The organism is Xanthocytophaga flava, from assembly GCF_030068545.1.
In the GTDB taxonomy this organism is placed as follows: Bacteria; Bacteroidota; Bacteroidia; order Cytophagales; family 172606-1; genus Xanthocytophaga; species Xanthocytophaga flava.
Genome location: NZ_JASJOR010000001.1, coordinates 436,769 through 458,104, shown reverse-complemented (window position 1 = coordinate 458,104; position 21,336 = coordinate 436,769). Strand labels below are relative to the sequence as shown.

General features: G+C 39.7%; 17 protein-coding genes. 14 read left to right on the top strand and 3 right to left on the bottom strand.

Annotated features, from left to right (window positions below; all coding sequences use genetic code 11):
* Nucleotides 1–50: 50 nt before the first annotated feature.
* Both QNI15_RS01905 and QNI15_RS01900 read right to left on the bottom strand, forming a co-directional pair.
* The gene (locus QNI15_RS01905) at nucleotides 51–1,349 is read right to left on the bottom strand and encodes an aminotransferase class V-fold PLP-dependent enzyme (protein WP_313993583.1); all 1,299 of its coding nucleotides are present in this window, start codon (nucleotides 1,347–1,349) and stop codon (nucleotides 51–53) included.
* A 706-nt stretch (nucleotides 1,350–2,055) separates the two neighbouring features.
* Nucleotides 2,056–2,859 (bottom strand): M48 family metalloprotease, encoded by an 804-nt coding sequence (locus tag QNI15_RS01900; protein ID WP_313993581.1) that lies wholly within the window; start codon nucleotides 2,857–2,859, stop codon nucleotides 2,056–2,058.
* 278 nt (nucleotides 2,860–3,137) lie between these two features.
* Between QNI15_RS01900 and QNI15_RS01895 the strand changes: the two genes are divergently transcribed.
* The 8 genes from QNI15_RS01895 to QNI15_RS01860 all read left to right on the top strand — a co-directional run bounded on the left by QNI15_RS01895 (nucleotide 3,138) and on the right by QNI15_RS01860 (nucleotide 12,166).
* Complete coding sequence (locus QNI15_RS01895; RefSeq protein ID WP_314030256.1) at nucleotides 3,138–3,593, top strand: nitrate reductase associated protein; 456 nt, start codon at nucleotides 3,138–3,140, stop codon at nucleotides 3,591–3,593.
* Nucleotides 3,594–3,891: 298 nt separating this feature from the next.
* A complete protein-coding gene (gene egtB, locus QNI15_RS01890; protein ID WP_314030254.1) occupies nucleotides 3,892–5,100 on the top strand; it encodes an ergothioneine biosynthesis protein EgtB in 1,209 nt (402 codons plus the stop codon).
* Nucleotides 5,101–5,196: 96 nt separating this feature from the next.
* Nucleotides 5,197–6,165, top strand: a complete 969-nt coding sequence (gene egtD, locus QNI15_RS01885) for an L-histidine N(alpha)-methyltransferase (protein ID WP_313993572.1) — start codon at nucleotides 5,197–5,199, stop codon at nucleotides 6,163–6,165.
* Nucleotides 6,166–6,349: 184 nt separating this feature from the next.
* Nucleotides 6,350–7,222 carry an AraC family transcriptional regulator gene (locus tag QNI15_RS01880; protein ID WP_314030252.1) on the top strand — a complete coding sequence of 291 codons (873 nt, stop codon included), beginning with the start codon at nucleotides 6,350–6,352 and terminating at the stop codon, nucleotides 7,220–7,222.
* A 107-nt stretch (nucleotides 7,223–7,329) separates the two neighbouring features.
* On the top strand, nucleotides 7,330–8,181 hold the full coding sequence (locus QNI15_RS01875; RefSeq protein ID WP_314030250.1) for a nuclear transport factor 2 family protein: 852 nt from the start codon (nucleotides 7,330–7,332) through the stop codon (nucleotides 8,179–8,181).
* 151 nt (nucleotides 8,182–8,332) lie between these two features.
* On the top strand, nucleotides 8,333–9,319 hold the full coding sequence (gene mgrA / locus QNI15_RS01870; RefSeq protein ID WP_313993564.1) for an L-glyceraldehyde 3-phosphate reductase: 987 nt from the start codon (nucleotides 8,333–8,335) through the stop codon (nucleotides 9,317–9,319).
* A 268-nt stretch (nucleotides 9,320–9,587) separates the two neighbouring features.
* The gene (locus QNI15_RS01865) at nucleotides 9,588–11,849 is read left to right on the top strand and encodes a glycoside hydrolase family 97 catalytic domain-containing protein (protein WP_313993561.1); all 2,262 of its coding nucleotides are present in this window, start codon (nucleotides 9,588–9,590) and stop codon (nucleotides 11,847–11,849) included.
* Between the two features lie 149 nt (nucleotides 11,850–11,998).
* On the top strand, nucleotides 11,999–12,166 hold the full coding sequence (locus QNI15_RS01860; RefSeq protein ID WP_313993558.1) for a hypothetical protein: 168 nt from the start codon (nucleotides 11,999–12,001) through the stop codon (nucleotides 12,164–12,166).
* Between the two features lie 36 nt (nucleotides 12,167–12,202).
* Here QNI15_RS01860 and cobA read toward each other — a convergent pair whose 3' ends face one another.
* Nucleotides 12,203–12,970 carry a uroporphyrinogen-III C-methyltransferase gene (cobA, locus tag QNI15_RS01855; RefSeq protein ID WP_314030248.1) on the bottom strand — a complete coding sequence of 256 codons (768 nt, stop codon included), beginning with the start codon at nucleotides 12,968–12,970 and terminating at the stop codon, nucleotides 12,203–12,205.
* 595 nt (nucleotides 12,971–13,565) lie between these two features.
* On the opposite strand from cobA, the gene nirB reads away from it, so the two are divergent.
* The 6 genes from nirB (at nucleotide 13,566) to QNI15_RS01825 (ending at nucleotide 21,276) form a co-directional block, all read left to right on the top strand.
* The gene (nirB, locus tag QNI15_RS01850) at nucleotides 13,566–16,070 is read left to right on the top strand and encodes a nitrite reductase large subunit NirB (RefSeq protein WP_314030246.1); all 2,505 of its coding nucleotides are present in this window, start codon (nucleotides 13,566–13,568) and stop codon (nucleotides 16,068–16,070) included.
* 63 nt (nucleotides 16,071–16,133) lie between these two features.
* Nucleotides 16,134–16,496, top strand: coding sequence for a nitrite reductase small subunit NirD (gene nirD / locus QNI15_RS01845; protein WP_390902152.1), 363 nt, complete (start codon nucleotides 16,134–16,136; stop codon nucleotides 16,494–16,496).
* A gap of 189 nt (nucleotides 16,497–16,685) precedes the next feature.
* Nucleotides 16,686–17,249, top strand: a complete 564-nt coding sequence (locus QNI15_RS01840) for a hypothetical protein (RefSeq protein ID WP_314030242.1) — start codon at nucleotides 16,686–16,688, stop codon at nucleotides 17,247–17,249.
* 294 nt (nucleotides 17,250–17,543) lie between these two features.
* Nucleotides 17,544–18,518: a transporter gene (locus QNI15_RS01835; RefSeq protein ID WP_314030240.1), complete on the top strand. Its 975-nt coding sequence runs from the start codon at nucleotides 17,544–17,546 to the stop codon at nucleotides 18,516–18,518.
* A gap of 33 nt (nucleotides 18,519–18,551) precedes the next feature.
* Nucleotides 18,552–20,111, top strand: coding sequence for a vanadium-dependent haloperoxidase (locus tag QNI15_RS01830; protein WP_314030238.1), 1,560 nt, complete (start codon nucleotides 18,552–18,554; stop codon nucleotides 20,109–20,111).
* A gap of 298 nt (nucleotides 20,112–20,409) precedes the next feature.
* Nucleotides 20,410–21,276, top strand: coding sequence for a helix-turn-helix domain-containing protein (locus QNI15_RS01825; protein ID WP_313993535.1), 867 nt, complete (start codon nucleotides 20,410–20,412; stop codon nucleotides 21,274–21,276).
* The last annotated feature ends 60 nt before the right edge of the window (nucleotides 21,277–21,336 follow it).

Here is a 21,336-nt window from a genome sequence, read left to right as displayed (position 1 = left end):
TGTTAAAGTGAAAAAAGAGGCCTCATTGTAAGCGAAGCCTCTTTTTATGTCTATGAAATCTTATTCTTTGAAAGATACGTAACTGCATCTATCAATCTATCAAGGTCTTTCAACGTTGTATACACATGAGGAGTAACCCGAACCCCTTTGATGTTTTCCCATACAATAGGACTAGTGTGAATTTTATATTTATTGAATAAGAAGGCTTCAATAGCTCCGGGTTCCATCCCTTCTACTGTAAAATTAGCTAATGCACAGGAATAGTCTGGTTTCAATGATGTATTCAGTTTGATGCGTGGCAGATCTTTTACTTTATCACACCAGTAGTTTTTCAGGTAACGCAATCTTTCTTCCTTGCGTTTGGTACCAATCGCATTGTGAAAATTGATAGCCTGACCAATAGCTTGTTCAATCGCAAAGGAACGGGTACCTAATACTTCAAACTTTCGGATATCATCTATTCTGGGATCGACATTTGGGAAAAGAGGATATAGACCTTTGACTTTCTCTTTTTTAACATACAACATACCTGATCCAAAGGGAGCACAGAGCCATTTGTGTAAACTGGTACCTGCATAGTCTGCTCCCAGATCAGGTAGTTTATAATCCAGATGGGCAAATGTATGGGCTGCATCTACCACTACTTCGATACCACGGGCATGAGCAGCATCAGCAATCTTACGTACAGGTAGTATCTGACCTGTCCAGTTAATCATATGGGTGATATAGACAACTTTTGTTTTGGCAGTGAATTGTTCTGTAAATTTCTGTACAAACACCTCATCACTTTCAATAGGTAAATCCAGATTGATCCATTTAAGTTTAATTTCATCCCGTATCTCCCGCTGCTTCCATGCTTGTATCATATTGGGATAATCTTGTTTGGTAAGTACTACTTCGTCGCCTTTACGAAGTGTAAGACCAAAAATAATAGTTGCCAATGCTTCCGTAGCATTGCGATTCACTGCGATTTCTTCCGGGGAGCAACCTGCCAGATCAGCTAATTTGCTACGTATAGGCTCTCTTCCCTGATCCATAATACGCCACATATAATAAGATGGAGCTTCATTAGCTATTCTGGTGTAACGATCCTGAGCTTCCTGCACAATAGTAGGCTGAGGGCTTACTCCACCATTATTGAGATTGATGATAGTTGTTGATGTAGTGTAGGCTTGTTGAATAGAGGCCCAGTAATCTTCGTCAGAAGCTACCTGAATAGGTGAGAGATGGGCAATTTGTTCACCTGCCAGAAGAATATCTTGTGCTTTTAATGGGTTGAAGGTTGGCAATAGTGTAGCGGCACCTGTAGCTGCGCCTACTTTTCTGAGAAAATCACGACGTGTACGCATGAAGATAAACAGTAGAAGTTTTCGAAAATGTTTGGTAGGGTTTGATGTAGAGGAAAGATACTATTTTTTATAGACTATGTGGCGCTTTAAGCATATTTTCTGCTATTCCGGATAGCAAGAATGAATTTACTACCTATATAAGTATAATTTTTGAAAGTAGGTTTGCGCCGAATTCAAGACAGGATATATTTATAGGAGGGACAACACAGACTTGTAATTATAACTGTTTTTGACCAGAGCACTGATCATTTTTACTGACGATTGAAATTTCGATCATTTTTTTCTTTGTGCTTAAATCACCACAATGAGAGAAAGTGATCGGAGTTCACCGCAGACTCAACATGATTCATCCCGAATTTTAAGTAAAAGGATATCACATCCTTTAGAAGAAGAGAAACAAAGGAAAAGAGAGTCGTGTTGACTTAAATCGCGAAAGGCCGTGTAGGTGCGTAGGGAGTCTTTTCTCCGCGAGGTTGGCCTTTGGCCTTGCGGGTGGAAGGATCGGAGAAAAGGGTACTTTTTGGCCTACTTTTTTGGACAAGCAAAAAAGTAGGATGCTACAAGTAGACTCATGTAAGGGGCAATAAAGAAACGAAGAGAACAACATCTCTCAAAAGTAAACCCAAGCCCATACTATTTTTAAAATCATAGGCTTGGGTTTATTCATATCCAACATTCGGGATGACTTATGTTTCACAAACTATATCTAAGGCATTACAGCCTTTTGATTAAGTTCTTCAATGGCTTCTCTAATATGGGTAACCCGATTTTCAGGATTAGGATGTGTACTGAAAAATTCTGGCTGACGTCCTCCCCCTGAAGACGCCAGGATTTCCATCACGCCTATCATTCCTTCTGGATTATAGCCTGTTTTTGCCATATAAAACACTCCATTTCTATCTGATTCCAGTTCATCGCCACGACCATATTTCATATTTACCAGATTGGCAATCAATGCTGCCATTGCTGCCTTACCAATACTTCCTGTCGGGTTATCCGGATCGTAACTGGCAATGACTGCTGCTCCTGTAAGTCCTTGAGTCAATTGTTGTTGTGCAATTTGCTGAGCTGAGTGTCGTTCTACCACATGTCCAATTTCATGTCCCAGTACTCCTGCCAGCTGATCATCACTTTGTAATTTGCTATACAGCGCATAGGTAATAAATATCTGGCCTCCAGGAAGTGCAAAGGCATTGATAGTTTGTGGATCTGCCAAAAGGTGGAAGTCAAATTTATAAGGCTGATTTTCAGGTAGAGAAGAGGCTACCAGTTTTTGCCCGATGCGCTCTACCCGATCCTGGTCCTGCTGATTGCGGTATTCCCCTCCATATTGCTGAATCATTTCGGGTGCAGATTGTAAACCCAGAGCAATTTCCTGGTCCACAGTCATATCTACATGTTGGGTTTCGCCTGTGACAGGATTATCCTGTCTTTTCATATAGTAGCTTATCAGCGAAAAAAGGGCAATGCCTAATGCAAGAAAGATGCGAACTTTGCCTGATCGAAACATTTTGTTAAGTGTTTAGGGTTTGTATAAAATATGAGGCATATCAAAACAAGGTATGCTGCTTGTGAATAGGATATTTTTAGACAGGATACGTATAAAAATGTATACCCGTTACATTTTTTTATGTATTGTACAGCTTTATGAGAAGAATTTGTTGTTCAAAGATATTGTTTTTCAGAAGGCGTGAAAATAAAAACAACAGGCTGTTAAAAAATGTTAGTATAGGAAAATATACTTACGAAAAGACTGTACTTTTACACTGTATTTCTGAATGATTCATCATGAACGATTATTTTCGGTTTGAAGCTGACTTTATTGAATCCATGCGATGTATCCCTATGGGTGTTCGTTGTAAGCTGGACACTTGTGGTATAAAGCTAAAATTGTCTGAGTGGAGTGATTTTACAAAAGAAGAACGGGATCAACTGTTTGAACTACCTTGTTTTGAAGAAAACGATATACAGGCATATCGGGAATATCTGCAGAAACTTGTCCAGAAATATACTCAATCTTTACCAGATGATCTGGCTGTAGAGACTCAGCCTGCCTGGCTGGATAGTACACAAGTCCCCGAAAGTTTACAGGAAAAAGCAGAGGCTTTACATACGCAAATATCATTGGATCAATGGCGTGCATTAACTCCTTTGCAACGCTTTGCTCTGATAAAGTTGAGTAAACCCAGCCATGAGAGCAAAAACTTTCCACATGCTTTGCGTGAGTTTGGATTTCTTTTTTGAAAGTACGTCAAACAGTTTCTACCAAAAACTACTATAGTATCCTTTTGCTGTAGCTAAGAAACTATATTTCTGATTTGCTGGTTAACAAATTATAACTATTGTCTGATTGGTAGAAAATGTAGTATATACAAAGACAATGAGACAGCAGCATAGAATTCTTCCTTATATTTAGAGAGATAGTATTTTGTCATTAGCTGATAGGTAGCAGATGAGTGAATCTGTTACTCTGCCATATTATTAAAAGAAGATAGGCGAAGGAATAATTTTTTTGATTTTTTGCTAAACATCCCTGAAAAATATGAATACTGTCTCAGATCTGGTGCAGACCTCCTGGCTTGCCCGTTTCAAAAATATACGTCAGCGTACAGCCGCCATTTGCCAGAACCTTACTACAGAAGATTATGTAGTACAACCAATTGCAGATGTAAGTCCCGCTAAATGGCACCTGGGGCATACTACCTGGTTTTTTGAGACTTTCCTGCTGGTTCCTTATCTGAAAGGCTATCAAGTGTTCCATCCGGACTTTAGTTTTGTTTTCAACAGCTACTATGAAACAGTTGGCAAGCGAGTTTTACGGACAGACCGGGGAAATCTGACGCGTCCAACAGTGGAAGAGGTATATGCCTATCGGACGTATGTAGATACACATCTGGAAGAACTGTTGCTCACAATCACTACATCTGACTTTGAGCAAAGAGAAGAGTTTACAGAATTACTGGAGATTGGATTCAATCATGAAGAGCAACACCAGGAGCTATTGGTTACAGATTTGAAATATATTCTGGGGCATAATCCATTATTCCCTGCTGTAAAAGTGATTCCGGATGAGCTGTATCTCTATAATGAATTTAACACATCCAATCAGAAGGTCTATATAGAAGAAGGAGTTTATGAGATTGGCCATCGGGGGAATGGATTTAGTTTTGACAATGAACTGGGGCGCCATAAAGTCTATCTTCCGTCAGTAAGTGTCTCTCCAAAACTGATTACCAATGCCGAATTTATGGAGTTTATGGAGTCGGGGGGCTATCAGAACTTTAATCACTGGCTGGCAGAAGGATGGGATTGGGTGAAACAACATCAGATTCAGGCACCTCTGTACTGGCATAAAATAGAAGGAAGTTGGTGGAACTATACATTTGAAGGCCTTCAGCCTGTTAATCCTGATAAGGCAGTGTGTCATGTGAGTTTTTATGAGGCGGATGCCTTTGCCCGCTGGAAAGGTCAGCGATTACTTACTGAATTTGAATGGGAGATTGCTGCTCAGCAGTTTGTGTGGGGACAACGATGGGAGTGGACTAATTCTGCCTATCTGGCTTATCCTGGATTTACTAAGGCAGAAGGTGCGGTGGGTGAGTATAATGGTAAATTCATGATCAATCAGATGGTGTTGCGGGGTGCCTCTGCTGCTACTCCTCCCCAACATTCCCGGATTACTTACCGCAATTTTTTCCAGACTGATAAACGCTGGCAGTTCACAGGTATTCGCCTGGTACAGAATTTTTAGTAATTAATTATTCACAGAATAGTAAAAAAGAGCAGAGTAGTCCTGGTGACTTTTATCCTTTAATGTTACAATTATTTTCGTCTTTTGTTCTGACCTATGCAAACTAGCACCAGCCTGGCATTATCTGAATTTGAACATGATGTGCTCAACGGATTACAGAAAAATCCCAAATCTCTCTCTTCCAAATATTTTTATGATGACGAAGGTAGCCGTCTGTTTCAGCGGATTATGCACCTTCCGGAGTATTACCTGACTCGTAGTGAACTGGAGATCTTTACAAAGCACAAGGAAGCTATGTTGTCTTTGTTTAATTCAGATCAGGAAGGTTTTGAACTGATAGAGCTAGGCGCTGGAGATGGATTGAAAACTAAGGTTCTCCTGAGTCATTTTTCAGAGCGAAATGTTCCGTTTACCTATATTCCTATTGATATTTCAGAGAAAGCATTGGATGAACTGACTGCAAATCTATCAAGGGAAATTCCAGATCTGTCTATGCAACCTGTCAATGATGATTATTTCAAAGCATTGAATGGACAGATGACATATAGCCAATACACCAAGCGAATTGTCTTCTTTCTAGGCTCCAACATTGGTAATTTTTCAGAGGAAAGAAGTCTACAGTTTTTGAATCAGCTTAAAAACTGCCTCAATCCTGGAGACATGATTATGATAGGTTTTGATTTGCAGAAAAATCCATTTACTATTTTGTCTGCTTACAATGATACACAGGGGATAACCCGTGATTTTAACATGAACCTGCTGGACCGCATGAATCGTGAATTGGGAGCAGACTTCAGAACAGATCGTTTTGTCCATTATCCGATATATGATCCTGCCACGGGAGAAGCGAGAAGTTATCTGGTTAGTTTATTAAAGCAACAGGTTTATCTCGAAAAACTGGATGAGTGGGTATATTTTGAGGAAGGAGAAGCCGTACATACAGAAACTTCCCGTAAATATACATTGTCACAAATGAAACAACTGTGTACACAGGCTGGATTAAAGCCCATACATTATTTTACAGATAGTAAACATTACTTTGCGGACATGTTACTGAAAGTTTAGACTAGATATAAAAGTAAAATCCCTCATGGCCATTAGATCGTGAGGGATTTTACTTTTATATCTAGTCAAATCAGAACCACACTTACAGTATACTTTCCCTCGCAAAGCCTATTTTTTGATAACGTTTCTTTAGAAAATACATAGAGATAAAACAGGATGTACAATCATTGCACATCTTTGTTGTATGGCAAGCAAGATCAAACAGTATGCATTCAAACCTGGACTCCCACTGGAAATCGAAATTATTTCCATTGGCGATACTTTTCTGAAAGGACTGGCAGAAACTACCAAACCTCACCGAACAGATTTTTATCAGGTATTCTGGTTTCAAAAAGGCAATCCTATCCACATTGTTGATTTTCGATCAGTAGAGTTAAAACCTAATTCCCTTCTTTTTATAAAAAAGCAAAGAGTTCATCAGTTTGATCCGGCAGGAGGATATGAAGGTCTCGGATTGTTATTTACAGATCAGTTTTTTAACAGAACAGATCTGGATACGAAATTTTTAACAAATACCATTTTGTTTAATGATTTATTGGATATTCCTGTTATTGATTTAAATGAATCTTCTCCGGAATTGCCTCGTATTTTTTCGCAGATAGATACTGAGTTAAACTTGCCTGCTGATGCTCTTCACTATGATATACTTCAAAACTTCCTGCACAATTTTCTGCTTGTCGCAGAACGAGAACGTCAAAAGCGTGATTTTACGCAAATTCCTAAGGGTGCCGATCTGGATTACACATTTCAGTTTACACAACTCATAGAAAAACATTTTATTACACATTTAGCTGTAAATGAATATGCTACCAACCTTTCTATCTCCGAGAGGCGTTTGCATCAGGCTACTACCCGTATTTTGGGTAAATCTCCTAAAGAGCTCATTGATGAACGAATTCTACTGGAAGCGAAACGCCTGCTGGTGCATACCCATCTTTCCATCAAAGAAATAGGTTTCCAACTCGGATTTGAGGAGCCAACTTACTTTAACAGATATTTTCGAAAACATACAGGGAAAACGCCTATAGAGTTTAAAGGGAGCTATATAGGTAGATAGATATTCTGAAAAGTGTCATGTTTATACTGAAAAGTGCCTTTCTCCAAAGGGTATAATGGAAGAACTTTGCATTGTCATTAAACCAAAAGACCAATCAGACAATGCATATGAAGTTCACACTAAAAGCCTTACTAACCCTTATGATAGGGGGAATTGTATCCTTTCAGTCTATCTATTCACAAACAAAAAAATCCAGGAAAATGAACAACAAAGAAAAAGTCGTTGCATTGCTTAAAAGCATAGAAACAGGTGATGCTGCTCCGGTGGGGTATATTAATCCAAACAAATATATTCAGCACAATCTGGCTGTAGCTGATGGATTAGCTGGTTTTGGTTCATTGCTACAACAGTTGCCTCCTAACTCTGCAAAAGTGAATACTGTGAGAGTATTTGAAGAAGGAGAATTTGTCTTTGCTCATACAGAGTATAACTTCTTCGGACCTAAAATCGGTTTCGACATTTTCCGGTTTGAAGATGGAAAGATTGTAGAACATTGGGACAATTTGCAGGAAACGGTAACTCAGACTGCTAACGGTCATACAATGATTGATGGTGCAACTGAAGTGAAGGATCTGGATAAAACAGAGGTAAATAAAAAGCTGGTAACAAGTTTTGTAGAGAAGTTTCTGGTAAATGGAGATGCGTCTGTAGTGCCAGAATATATTGTAGCCAAAGGATATGTACAACACAACCCTCATATTGCCGATGGAATCGAAGGATTACAGGCTGCCTTGAAATACTTTGCTGAAAAAGGCATTGGGTTTAAGTATGATAGGATTCATAAGGTATTGGGACAGGGAAACTATGTGCTGGTGGTAAGTGAAGGAAATATGGCTAATGTACATAGTTCTTTCTATGATCTGTTTAGAGTAGAACATGGAAAAATTGCCGAACACTGGGATACTATCGAAGCCATTCCTGTCAAAGCTGACTGGAAGAATACGAATGGCAAGTTTTAATAGTAGAAAAATGAATTAGTAGTTTTAAAAGGATTGTTTATCAGGTTGGTAAATAATCCTTTTTTGTTTTCATACATACTTCCCAGATTTCTGATAGTATCTGCTGCAAAACAACAGGTGATTGGTTAGCTTTAAGCCAAAAAACAAACCTATGGCTTATACACCTTCTTCTGCACGTTATCAATCAATGCCTTATAAGCGTTGTGGTACTAGTGGTTTATTGTTGCCTGCTGTGTCTCTGGGACTGTGGCAAAACTTCGGAGATGTAGATGATTTTGCCAATGCAACGGCTATGATCACCCATGCTTTTGATCTGGGTATTACCCATTTTGATCTGGCGAATAACTATGGCCCTTCGCCTGGTTCGGCAGAGATAAATTTTGGAAAAATTCTTAAAAATGAGCTGGCTGGCTATCGCGACGAACTGATTATTTCCTCAAAGGCGGGTTATACCATGTGGGACGGACCTTATGGTGACTGGGGCTCCCGGAAATACCTGATATCGAGCTTAGACCAGAGTCTGAAACGTATGGGATTGGAGTATGTCGATATTTTTTATTCCCATCGATATGATCCTAATACACCACTGGAAGAAACCATAATGGCATTGGATCAGGTAGTACGTCAAGGAAAGGCTCTGTATGTAGGTATTTCCAACTATGGTCCTGCACATACACAACGTGCTATTGATATTCTGAAACAATTGGGTACACCTTTACTGATTCATCAACCGAAATACTCCATGTTTGAACGAACTCCGGAGAAAGGACTGCTCGATGTATTGGGTCAGAATGGGGTAGGTTGTATTCCATTCTCGCCATTGGCTCAGGGTTTACTGACAAACAAATACCTGAAGGGTATCCCAGAACATTCACGTGCTACTCGAGCTGTGTCTTTAAAACCTGAGTTTATAACAGATGAAAAGATTGCAAAAGTACAGAGGTTGAATGAACTGGCTGTGAAACGGGGGCAGACACTGGCACAGATGGCATTAGCCTGGGTACTGCGTGATAATCGTGTTACTACAGTTCTGATTGGCGCAAGTTCTACAAAACAGATTGACGATTGTGTCACCTGTCTGAAAAACCTCCCATTTTCGGATGAGGAGTTAAAACAGATTGAAGAGATATTACACTAATGTATTAGTATCTGGACAGTTACTAATGGAAGAGCCTGGCTTATGCCAGGTTTTACTTTTTGTAGGCAACATCTATACAGAAATTGGTGTCTGTATATATGATAGTGTTTTGTACGTGATTTTACATGTGTTACCTATGTTGTGATTTTTCACCTGAAGCACTACATGTGTAATATCGCAGAATGAAACTATACATTCTATCCTACGGTAATCCATAGTTTTGATCTGTATAAAACCAGGCGAAAATCTTCCATTGTAATGTTGTTTTATGATTAAAAATTTTACTACCAAGTATATTACTATTATTGTACTATTGTTTAACTATTTCATTATCAATGCTCAAGTTGTTAAGCAAGATACTTTACAAATTCCTCCTCCTGCTGATTCTACAGCGACACCTCATATAAAAAGGGGAGCTCGCATTACAAGTACGTTTTATGAATCTCCTGAGAAACATGTAAGATTAGCCTTCGATGTATATGATAACGCGCTTCAATACCAGGTTTTTGTAGATGGTGAAAATATAATTGCCAACTCTAATCTAGGTATCCGATTGAGTGATGGTTCTGATCTGTATCAGAATATGAAAATTGCCAATTCGACAACACGCATTATTAAATCTACAACAACTCTAACATTTAATGAGAAAAAGGCTGTTGAGAACAATTTTACTGAGATAACTATTGAGCTGGAAAAGAAAACAGATGCTAAAAGAAAGCTTCAGCTAATTTTTAGATTGTATGAAGAAGGTATTGCTTTTCAATACTATCTCCCTATGGCAGGTCTGACTAGTAGTATCAATGCTGAGACAACAGAGTTCTCTTTTGTAAGATCTGATCTGAACATATTTATGGAGACTGCCACTGAAAGTGGATATACCGAAATGGCACTCAATGGGTTAGGTTCGTATAATGAAATTCCGGTTACATTAAAAGGAAGTGGTTTTTATTGCTCTATCAATGAGGCAAATAATCAAAGCTATTCTCGTGTAAGAGTATATAGAAACAGAAATAATACTTTAAATACACAGTTGGTTAGTGGTAGTGTCTCTTTTTCTGGTGTGTACAGAACTCCATGGCGTTATATTGTTTTTGCCAAAACAGCAGTAGAATTGGCTGACCGTAAATATATGTTGTATAAATTGAATGATGATAATCAGTTAAGTGATATTAGCTGGATAAAGCCAGGTAAAGTAATACGGGTAATGACATTGGACACACAACATGCTTTGAGTTGCATAAACTTTGCAGCATCTAATAACCTTCAATATATTTTGTTTGATGCCGGTTGGTATGGGTTGGGATATTCACAGGAGCATAATTCTGCTTCCGATCCTCGTAAGGTGATTTCTACTATTGATATGCCAGCTGTTATTAGTTATGCCAATTCAAAAGGTGTGGGTGTATTGCTATATGTAAATCAGGTGGCCTTTGATAATTATAATATAGATGAGTTTTTTACATTGTATAAAAGCTGGGGTATCAAAGGAATTAAAATGGGATTTGTGGAAGGACGAACGCAGAAGGGGATTACTTTTTTGCAAAAGATGATTAAAAAGGCTGCAGATTATAAATTTATGTTGAATATTCATGATCAGTATCGTCCCTCAGGTACATCACAGACCTATCCTAACCTGATGACAGTAGAAGGAGTGAGAGGGAATGAATATAGAACGAACACTGCATTGCATACAACTACCTTACCTTTTACTCGTTTTTTAACTGGCGCTGCTGATCATACAGTATGTTATCCGGATCCAGACAAACAGAATCCTCCCTTAACCACCTTACAAACATCCAAAGCACATCAGCTGGCATTAAGTATGGTTTTCTTTAGTCCCTGGCAGCATGTATTATGGTATGGAGTGCCTGATCATTACAATAATCCAACAGAGATTGAGTTTTTTAAAGAACTACCTACTGTGTGGGACGATACCCGCTATTTGAATGGTGAGATTGGAAAATATATCACAGTAGCCAGACGATCTGGTAACAAGTGGTTTGTTGGAGTGATGAATGGATTGACTTCCCGGACTGTAACCGTTCCTTTAGATTTTCTGGAAGGCGCAAGTTCATATAAGGTTACTTCCTATGAGGATAAGAATTCTTCTATCCGGAAAGATACATTTGTAATAGCCGCAGGAGGAACATTATCTATGAACCTTGCCGGAAGTAGTGGTAAAGTATTTATAATAGAAGGAGCAGTAGTCAATCCGGAAGAGCCAGGTTCGGGTAGTGATACAACAGTTGTTGTTGAGCCTCCGCTTGGTGTCCCCGGAGAATTGGAAAGTCATATTCTGGTATATCCCAATCCGTCGACTGGAAATTTCTCTCTGACAGTACCTGATGTATTTGTTAGAAACAGCCAGTTGGTGATAACAGATTTGACCGGAAGAGTGGTTTCTCACTATGTAATAGATAGGCCAAATACCAATCTTTCATTGATAGGCCAGGCCAGAGGCATGTATATTATGAGCATTATAGATGAACGAAATGGTAATACCTATCGGAAGAAGATAATACTGCAGTAATTGCGAAAACAAGTGTTCTGGAAAACGTTTTCCTGTTCATGTTCTTATGAATAGGAAAACGTTTTTTGGTATAAATAGCTTATAAAGGAGATAGATGGTGTTGACGTTTACTATGATATAAAATATGTCATACATTTATCTTTCAATTCATGCAGACTCACACAACCATTATGCGAAATGGGAAGAAAGAGCTTCCTGATAGTGAGACATCGATTAATGCACTAGATCTGGCATTAAAAGAAAAATTTCTCCCACAGACCTGCTATGCTGGAAGAATTAAACAAAGTGTTAGTGAAGAAAGGATAATCTGTAAATAAACAGAGCTTTGTAAGAAGCAGTAAAACAGAGGTATATCACTTCTGTTTTACTTTTGCATATTTATTAGCAATACGCCCTGCATATTCTACATGTAGTCCAACTACTTCGCCTATTACTATAACGGCAGGATTGCCTAGACCAGCAGCCTGTGCTTTTGGTGCAATATCATTGACAGTGCCTATTACATATTTTTCATTAGGCGTACAGCCTTCCTGTACAATCATCATCGGAGTTTCTCCACGGCCATTTTCAGTAAATATCTGTACAATCTCAGTCAATTTACTCATTGCCATAAGGATCACTACAGTTGCTGTAGATTGCGCTGCCAGAGTTATGTCTTTGGATACCTCTCCGGTTTTGGTGGTTCCGGTAGTTACCCAGAAACTTTCACTAATTCCACGTGAGGTTACAGGGATCATTTGTGATGCAGGAACTGCAATAGAACTGGAGATGCCTGGTACTACTTCTACTTCAATGCCATAAGCTCTGGCCATATCGATTTCTTCTGTAGCACGACCAAAAACAAAAGGATCTCCTCCCTTTAACCGAACTACATGCCCTTTCTCCAGTGCATATTTTACAATTAATTCATTGATTTCTTCCTGTGACAAGGATGTACAGCCAAATTTCTTACCAGCAAACTGTTTAATCGCCTCTGGTTTAGCATAGGATAACAGGCTATCATCAATTAACGCATCATATAAGATGACATCTGCCTCCGCAATAGCCTTTATACCTCTTAGTGTGATCAGGTCTGCCGCTCCCGGACCTGCACCTACTAAAGTTAATTTGGGATGTATCATACTAATATTTGTAATGGGTTGGCAAAATAACGGTTCTTTTTCTCAAATGCGAATAGTTTCGATAATAGACCCTGAAATTGAAGGTTAATTGAGTAAAAATACCTGTTTTTCTGTCTTTGTGTGTCTCTTTCAAAAGTACTGATTATTTTCTTTTTGTATATATATTATTCTATATATTTTTTAAATAACAGTATTTTATTTCATGAAATATGATTAAACCTTTTAATGATTGTGTGTTTTGAATAAAATGTAAAATTTTAGTTATAAATACTTAGGTATGTATTGACAAATACAGGAATGATTTTTAAGTTTGTTGAGTAGAAATTTAAACCTGTTTTGCTGGGATTGTTGTTAAATATCTGTTTATAGGTTTATTTTTTATGGCTATTTTATATTTTTATGTATTTTATTTTGAAAGTGCTGTTAAAAATAAGGCCACTTTATTAAGTGATGATTTTTGTTTAAAGAGGGTGGGATTTACTCAACGTAACTCCTACTCAGATAGTAAATAATCTATATAGTTAGTATACATTCAACGAATCCTCTGTTTTTTAGTTCAGTATTACCCTATTTATCCACCTAGATGTCAGACCATATGAACACCCGTAAAAAAATCGTCGTAGTTGGCAATGGTATGGTAGGTTATAAGTTTTGCGAAAAACTAACTGCCAGAATGCAGCCTGATCAGTTTGAGATTGTTGTTTTTGGGGAAGAGCCACGACATGCTTATGATCGTGTGCATCTGAGTGAATATTTTGCAGGTAAAACGGCTGATGATCTGAGTATGTCTACATTAGAGTGGTATGCTGAGAAAAATATCAGATTGCATCTGTCTGATCCGGTACAACAAATTGACCGGAACGAAAAAACAGTACATTCTTTTCACGGTATCACCGAATCGTATGATTATCTGGTACTAGCTACCGGATCTGCTCCTTTTGTTCCACCGATCCCGGGAGTAGAGAAGGATGGTGTTTTTGTATATCGTACTATTGAAGATCTGGATATGATGCAGTCATATGCTAAAAAAGCACGCAAAGGAGCTGTAATAGGAGGAGGGCTGCTCGGTTTGGAAGCGGCTAAGGCTATGCTGGATCTTGGAATAGAAGAAACACATGTCATTGAATTTGCTCCCCGTCTGATGCCTCGCCAGATTGATGATCAGGGGTCAGCTATGCTGAGAAGCAAGTTACAAGAACTGGGACTTGAAATACATCTGAATAAAAATACCAGTGAGATTTTAGGTGATGATTGTATAAAAGCCATGCGTTTTGCCGATGACTCTTATCTGGATGTGGATATGCTGGTGATTTCCGCAGGTATAAAACCGCGTGATGAACTTGCCAAACTAAGTGGACTGGAAGTAGGCACACGAGGTGGAATTGTTGTTAACTCTAAACTCCAGACTACCGATCCGGAGATATTTGCTGTAGGAGAGTGCGCTTTGCACAACGGAATGATCTATGGACTGGTTGCGCCTGGATACGAAATGGCTGATGTGGTAGCTTCGAATCTTTGTGGTGGAGATAAGTCGTTTACAGGCTACGATATGAGTACCAAGCTAAAGCTGATAGGAGTAGATGTAGCCAGTTTTGGTAATGCGTTCTCTACGACTCCCGAGTGTCGGACTATTGTATTTGAAGATACCGTAAAGAGTATTTATAAGAGAGTCAATATTTCCAATGATGGAAAACATCTATTGGGTGGTATTCTGATAGGGGATGCAGAGGCTTACAATATGCTTTTGCAAACTGTAAATAATAAGATTGTACTACCACCTAACCCGGAAGATCTTATACTGGGCGCTAGAGGTGGAGCTGCTTCTGAAGGTTCAGGTGTAATGAGTTTGCCTGATGATGCACTGATCTGTTCCTGTGAGGCTGTAAGTAAAGCTTCTATTTGTGAAGCTGTTATTGGAGGCACTGAAACACTGGATGGGATCAAGAAGTGTACAAAGGCTGGTACAGGTTGTGGTGGATGTGTACCTATGGTGAAAGATTTGATTGCAGGTACAATGAAGGCGCAAGGCAAGTATGTGCGTAATGTGGTCTGCGAACATTTTCAGTATTCACGTCAGGAACTGCTGGACTTTATCCGGCTTGAGAAGCTGGAGACATATGATCAGGTGCTTGATAAACATGGTAAAGGGGATGGCTGCGAGATTTGTAAACCTGTTGTTTCTTCTATCCTGGCTAGTTTATATGCTGAGACTGCCAATAAAAAGCCGGTTGCTCAGGATTCCAATGACCGCTTTCTGGCTAACATTCAGAAAGGTGGGACTTATTCGGTAGTACCACGTATTCCGGGAGGGGAGATTACACCCGATAAGCTGATTGTTATTGGTGAGGTGGCTAAAAAATATGGTCTGTATACGAAGATTACAGGTGGACAACGAATTGATATGTTTGGCGCCCACCTGTCAGATCTGCCTTTGATCTGGGAAGAATTGATTGCGGCTGGCTTTGAAAGTGGACATGCGTATGCCAAATCCCTGCGTACGGTGAAAAGTTGTGTGGGAAGTACCTGGTGTCGTTTTGGATTGCATGACTCGGTTTCATTTGCGATTGAAGTAGAAGAAAGATATCGCGGTCTGCGTTCGCCTCATAAATTGAAATCAGCCGTTTCTGGTTGTATTCGTGAATGTGCAGAGGCTCAGAGTAAGGACTTTGGCATTATTGCCACAGAAAAGGGGTGGAACCTGTATGTATGTGGCAATGGGGGTAGCAAGCCTCGTCACGCAGATTTGCTGGCTCAGGATGTAGATAAAGAAACATGTATCCGATACATAGATCGTTTCCTGATGTTTTATATCAAAACGGCTGACCCATTGACACGTACTGCTACCTGGCTGGATAAGTTGGAGGGAGGAATGGATTACCTGCGTAATGTGGTGGTAAATGATAGCTTGGGTATGGGTGCACAGTGGGAAGCAGAAATGGAGCAACTGGTAGACAGCTATACCTGCGAATGGAAAGAAGCTGTAGAGAACCCTGAGATAAGGAAACGCTTTGCACACTTTGTGAATGCGCCGGCAGAGAAAGATCCTAACGTGAAGTTTGAACCAATGCGGGATCAGGTAAAGGCTGCTGAATGGAAGTAGGACTGGCTGGACTGGTAGTATAGTGTAACTCATGATTAATTCCATCTTAACTCATACATGACTATGTACGCAAAGGAAACAGAAACAGATGTTCAACAATGGTTTCTAGCTTGTTCGGCAGGAGACATTCCTCAGGATGGAGGAGCTTGTGTGAAATACAATGACAAGCAGATTGCTGTATTTAATTTCTCCCGGCGAAACGAATGGTTTGCTACGGATAATCTGTGCCCTCACAGACAACAGATGGTGCTTTCTCGTGGGATGATTGGTACTCAGGGGGATGAGCCTAAGGTAGCTTGTCCGTTTCATAAGAAAACGTTTTCTCTTAAAACCGGAGAATGCCTTTCAGGGGATGATTGTACCATAACGACTTATCCGGTAAAAGTTGAAGATGGATTTGTCTATATTAATGTTGCCTCTTTATAATACTAGGGATAGAAAATGAATGATATAGTATAGTAATTACTAAGGGTGTAAATCGATCTTGTATATATCATTATTATTTCTGCTGAAAAACCTGTGGTTGGTAACCATAGGTTTTTTTATATTGGATTGTTTGTTTTGAATTTTAGTAAGAATTTATTTACCTTTACAGGTGTACCCCTCTTTTAAATCTTGCGTGCCGTCTTTTCCATATCATTGTTAGTGTTGTTGCTCTATCATACTGGCAGAGTAGGAGTTGTATTGTTGTATTTTAACCAATACTATCCTGCCTCTTCGCCTATTATGAAGGATGATGAATGGGTCATGGTAAAGATGCCAATTTCACTGCCATATACCGCAGCATGGCAAAATCAAACTGGACACGAAGGATTGATCCGTATGGAGGATCAGTTTTATAATGTAACAGATCAGATGTATCAGAACGATACGTTATATACGGTACTGAAGACCAATATTACGGCTCGTGAACGATTTTTTGCACTGGCTGACGAAATTAAACAGAGCCTGGATAAGGAAGCTACAAAAGCAACTAGTCAAAAAAATCCACTTGCACAGGTAATCCGCCTGCTGAATCAGTGGGGAAAAGCCTATTTGCCTTTTTCTGTAGGGCATCTGCTACAGGAAAGACCTCTATCCTTGATAACATACTCTCATAAAACACAGTATTCCCTATTTTTTTCGTCTCTTGTACTTCCGGTTCTTACACCCCCTCCGGAGGTCTCTTATAATTCATAAATAGTTTATGTATTCGTACAAATGCACCAGTATGTTGTGCATGTATTATTGGTAATTCAGACTAATTAATACGAGTTCTGAGATCCATTAATGCAGGTAAACTACTTCTAAACTTCTTTCTCTGTTAACGCAGAGAAAGAAGTCTGGTGTATGTCTGGGTTTATGCTTAGAATGTATGCATACTTACTATCTTCCTACAGAGATCAAAACCTTTACAGTGAAACCACAATAAAACACAGGCACAAAACAGATGTGTCCTGTCCATTACTACTATTTTGATTTGATTCTGATCTTATGAGAAAAACTTTACTCTCTACAGGAGGCTTACTGGCTTTCCTGCTTTTAACCACACAGTCTATTTTCGCGCAAACACCCACAGATGGTCTGATGATGGCCCGCGGAACGTATTGTACAGCCCTTTCCTATTCTAAAACCAGTTGGACTGATTACTGGGAAGGTACACATAAGCGAAGCAATACCAATCTGGGAACAGTAAGTACGCAAACCTATATGATAATGGGGGCACTGGGAATCACAGATCGCCTGAATGTTATTGCTGGCTTACCATATATCCAAACCAAAGCCAGCGCCAGTTATCTGACAGGTCAGAAAGGGTTTCAGGATGTATCTCTCTGGTTAAAATATCGTCTTGTACAACAGGATATTTTGTTTGGTACCTTTCGTGCTTTTGTAACAGGAGGCGTTTCTACTCCTACCAATAACTACAATCCGGATTATCTTCCTCTGAGCCTGGGGCTGCATAGCAAAACTGCTTCTGCAAGACTAGTGATAGACTATCGTTCCAAGCCGGGATTTTATTTGACGGCTGAAGCTGGATATACAGGTCGCAGCAATATTCATATTGACCGGGATTCTTATCTATATAATCACGAACTGTATAATACTAATGAAGTAAAGGTTCCGAATATGGCAGATGGAAATGTTCGTATAGGTTTCCGTAATGGACGTTTTCAAACAGATGTATACCTGGAGCGTATGGCTGCTTTGTCAGGTGATGACATCCGGTACAATGATATGCCTTTTCCTACCAATGCAATGAAGGCAACTACAATAGGCTGGTATGGTCGACTCAATATTGAGCAGTTTGGTATTACTGCTGGCCTTAGTAAAGTACTGGATGGTAGGAATGTAGGGCAAAGCACTGGCTTCTCTGTCGGTGTATTGTATGCTGTTCGTGTGTTTGGCCATGGTGGCAAATGTGGAAAGCCCCTGGGAATGGAATCAGCTGTAGAAAACGACACACACTAATTTAGTATTATCCTCTATTTATAATTGACCCCTATGAAAAAGAATACACATCTCTCTTTTATAAAGACACTAGCAGTTGCATTGCTGTTTTTGGTTAGCAATGCTTGCGACAAATCATTAGACACTTCTGATATAAAGGCTTATTCTGCTTCAACAACAGATCCAAACGGAGGTAATTGGAAAACATTTGTGATTGCAGATGGTGAAGAAGTTGCTGTAGCTGAACCTACAGATGCAAGCTCTGATGCTTACAAAGCAGAATTACAAAGCTTAAAAACCCTTCAGGGAACATTAACAGGTTCTCAGAAAAATACTGTACAATACTGGGGTGGTGGTGCTGTGTTGCGCTGGAACGAAATTGCACGTGAACTCGCTGCTCAATATAATGTTCCTCCTAATTACAACCCGGATGGCACGTATCCTGTACCTGATCCTACCAAACCAACCGAGTTGCCCCGCTTTCCGTTTGCCAATCCTCCCTATACAGCACGGGCATTCGCTCTATTGAGTGTAGCTCAGTATGATGCATTGGTTGCTACTTGGAATTACAAGTTTAAATATAACCGTCAGGCTCCTTCTAAAAATGATTCGTCTATCGAGACATTATTGCCATTGTCTGATCTACCTTCTTATCCTTCAGAAGATGCCGTAATTGCTGCTGCATCACGTGAAGTACTCAAGAGATTATTTCCTGGTGAAGCAGAGAAAATTATACAAAAAGCAGAAGAGCACAAAAATAGCCGTTTGTGGGCGGGGACTAATGTACAAAGTGATATTGATGCAGGAGAAGCACTGGGAAAAGCAATTGGTGAAATGGTAATGAGTAAGATCGCTGGTAAAGATGGTATGAGTGGGGCCAATGCTCAGGCTAATTTTCATTTGATGAGAGAAGATGCCACTGCTCGTGGTATTACAGCTCAATGGACTAGTCGGGATATTCCGGCTCGTCCGCCTATGCTACCATTCTATGGAAATGTAAAAACCTGGAACTTTGATGAGGCTACCAAGGTATCACTTCGTCCGGAAGCACCCTATGCATTAAACAGTGCTGAGTTTAAGAAAGATCTGGATGAATTGCGCAACCTTTCAAAAAACAGAACCCGTGAACAAACCCGTATTGCTGCCTATTGGGCTGATGGGGTTGGGAGCTATACTCCTCCAGGACACTGGAATCGTAAAGCGGCTGCACTTATTTATGACAGCAAGTTCAATGAACTCCGGGCTGCACGTACAATGGCCTTATTAAACACAGCAGTAATGGATGCTGGCGTGTGTTGCTGGGATACAAAATTCTATTATCTGACACAGCGTCCTTCAGAAGTAGATCCCAGTGTAAAGACTTCAACAGGTATTCCTAACTTCCCTAGTTATACATCCGGGCACTCTACTTTTTCAGGTGCTGCTGCTACAGTATTATCATATATATTCCCTGATAAAGAACAGGAGTTACAGACAATGGCAACTGAAGCTTCTGTTTCCCGTATTTACGGTGGTATTCACTACCGTATTGATTGTGAAGTAGGATTACGGTGTGGCAAGCGGATTGGCGAATATGCTGTAAATCGTGGTAAAAGTGATGGCTCTGGTTTGTAACCTTTGTTTGGTATAGAAAGTATTGTTTCGAAAATAGCCTGTCGGATAAAACTGACAGGCTATTTTTATTGTAAGGTCATTGAATTGCCCAGAGAACTACAACTGACAGATTTTTAAAGTGATGGAGTATTACATTATTGTTATGAATATACTTTCTACTTAAAAAATTGCTGGAAGATTTCTGTTTTAGACTATATTTGATTTTCTGACCTTGTAACTATCTGCTCAGTTTAACGAAGTGGAAAGGCATAGTGATTCTATAAAAACCTATAATTCAGAAACCTTTCTGAATAAATTTATGCAGCCTGAAGAGGAATCAGATTTGCTCCTGCAACCTGATTTTACAAAATTCTTCATGGTGAAGGTAGAGAGTATGTTTCAGCGAATGAAACTACCCATACCACCTACCAAGGCAGTCGCCCATTCATTGCTTTATCTTACCGAAGGTGAGGCTACTATGACTATTGGCAGTGAACTCTATACTATACGAGCTGGTGAATGTCTGGTTGTGGCAGCAGGACAGATATTTTCGTTTTCTAATCCGGATGTGAACAAGGGGTATCTGTGTCACTTTCCGGATGACTTTATTGTGGGTAGATTTAGCCGGAAAGACTTGCTGAAAGATTTTGAATTTCTAAGAGTATGGGGCAATCCTCGTATACAGCTTGACTCACAGGTTTCTGACTATGTACATTTTTTGTGCAAGCGCATATTTACAGAGTATATAGCGTATGGATTGAATCGGATTGACATTCTACAACCTTACTTTATTGCTCTCCTCTGTGAGTTAAATCGATCCTATCAGCCTGTATTCAGTAGCATACACACAGCAGCGCTTTCACTGACACACGAATTCCGTGAATTGCTGTTTGTGCATCTGAAGACAATGCAGTTAGTCACAGACTATGCCTCTCTGTTAAATATATCTCCCAATCATCTGAATAAGGCAGTAAAGCTAATTACAGGCAAGTCTCCTTCCCGGTGGATTGATGAAGCCATTGTACTGGAAGCAAAAGCATTGCTAAGTCAGAGCGACCTTTCTGTAAACGAAGTAGCTGCAGAGGTAGGCTTATTGGATGCTTCCTATTTCAGCCGCCTCTTTAAGCGATACGCTGGTATGGCTCCGGGGCAGTTTCGTAAAATGATTGAAAAGTCCTGTAATTAGCTTCCTTCGTCCTAACGAAATTTCGTGCTTCTACAGACCTTTGCGTGCAAATGCGAAAAG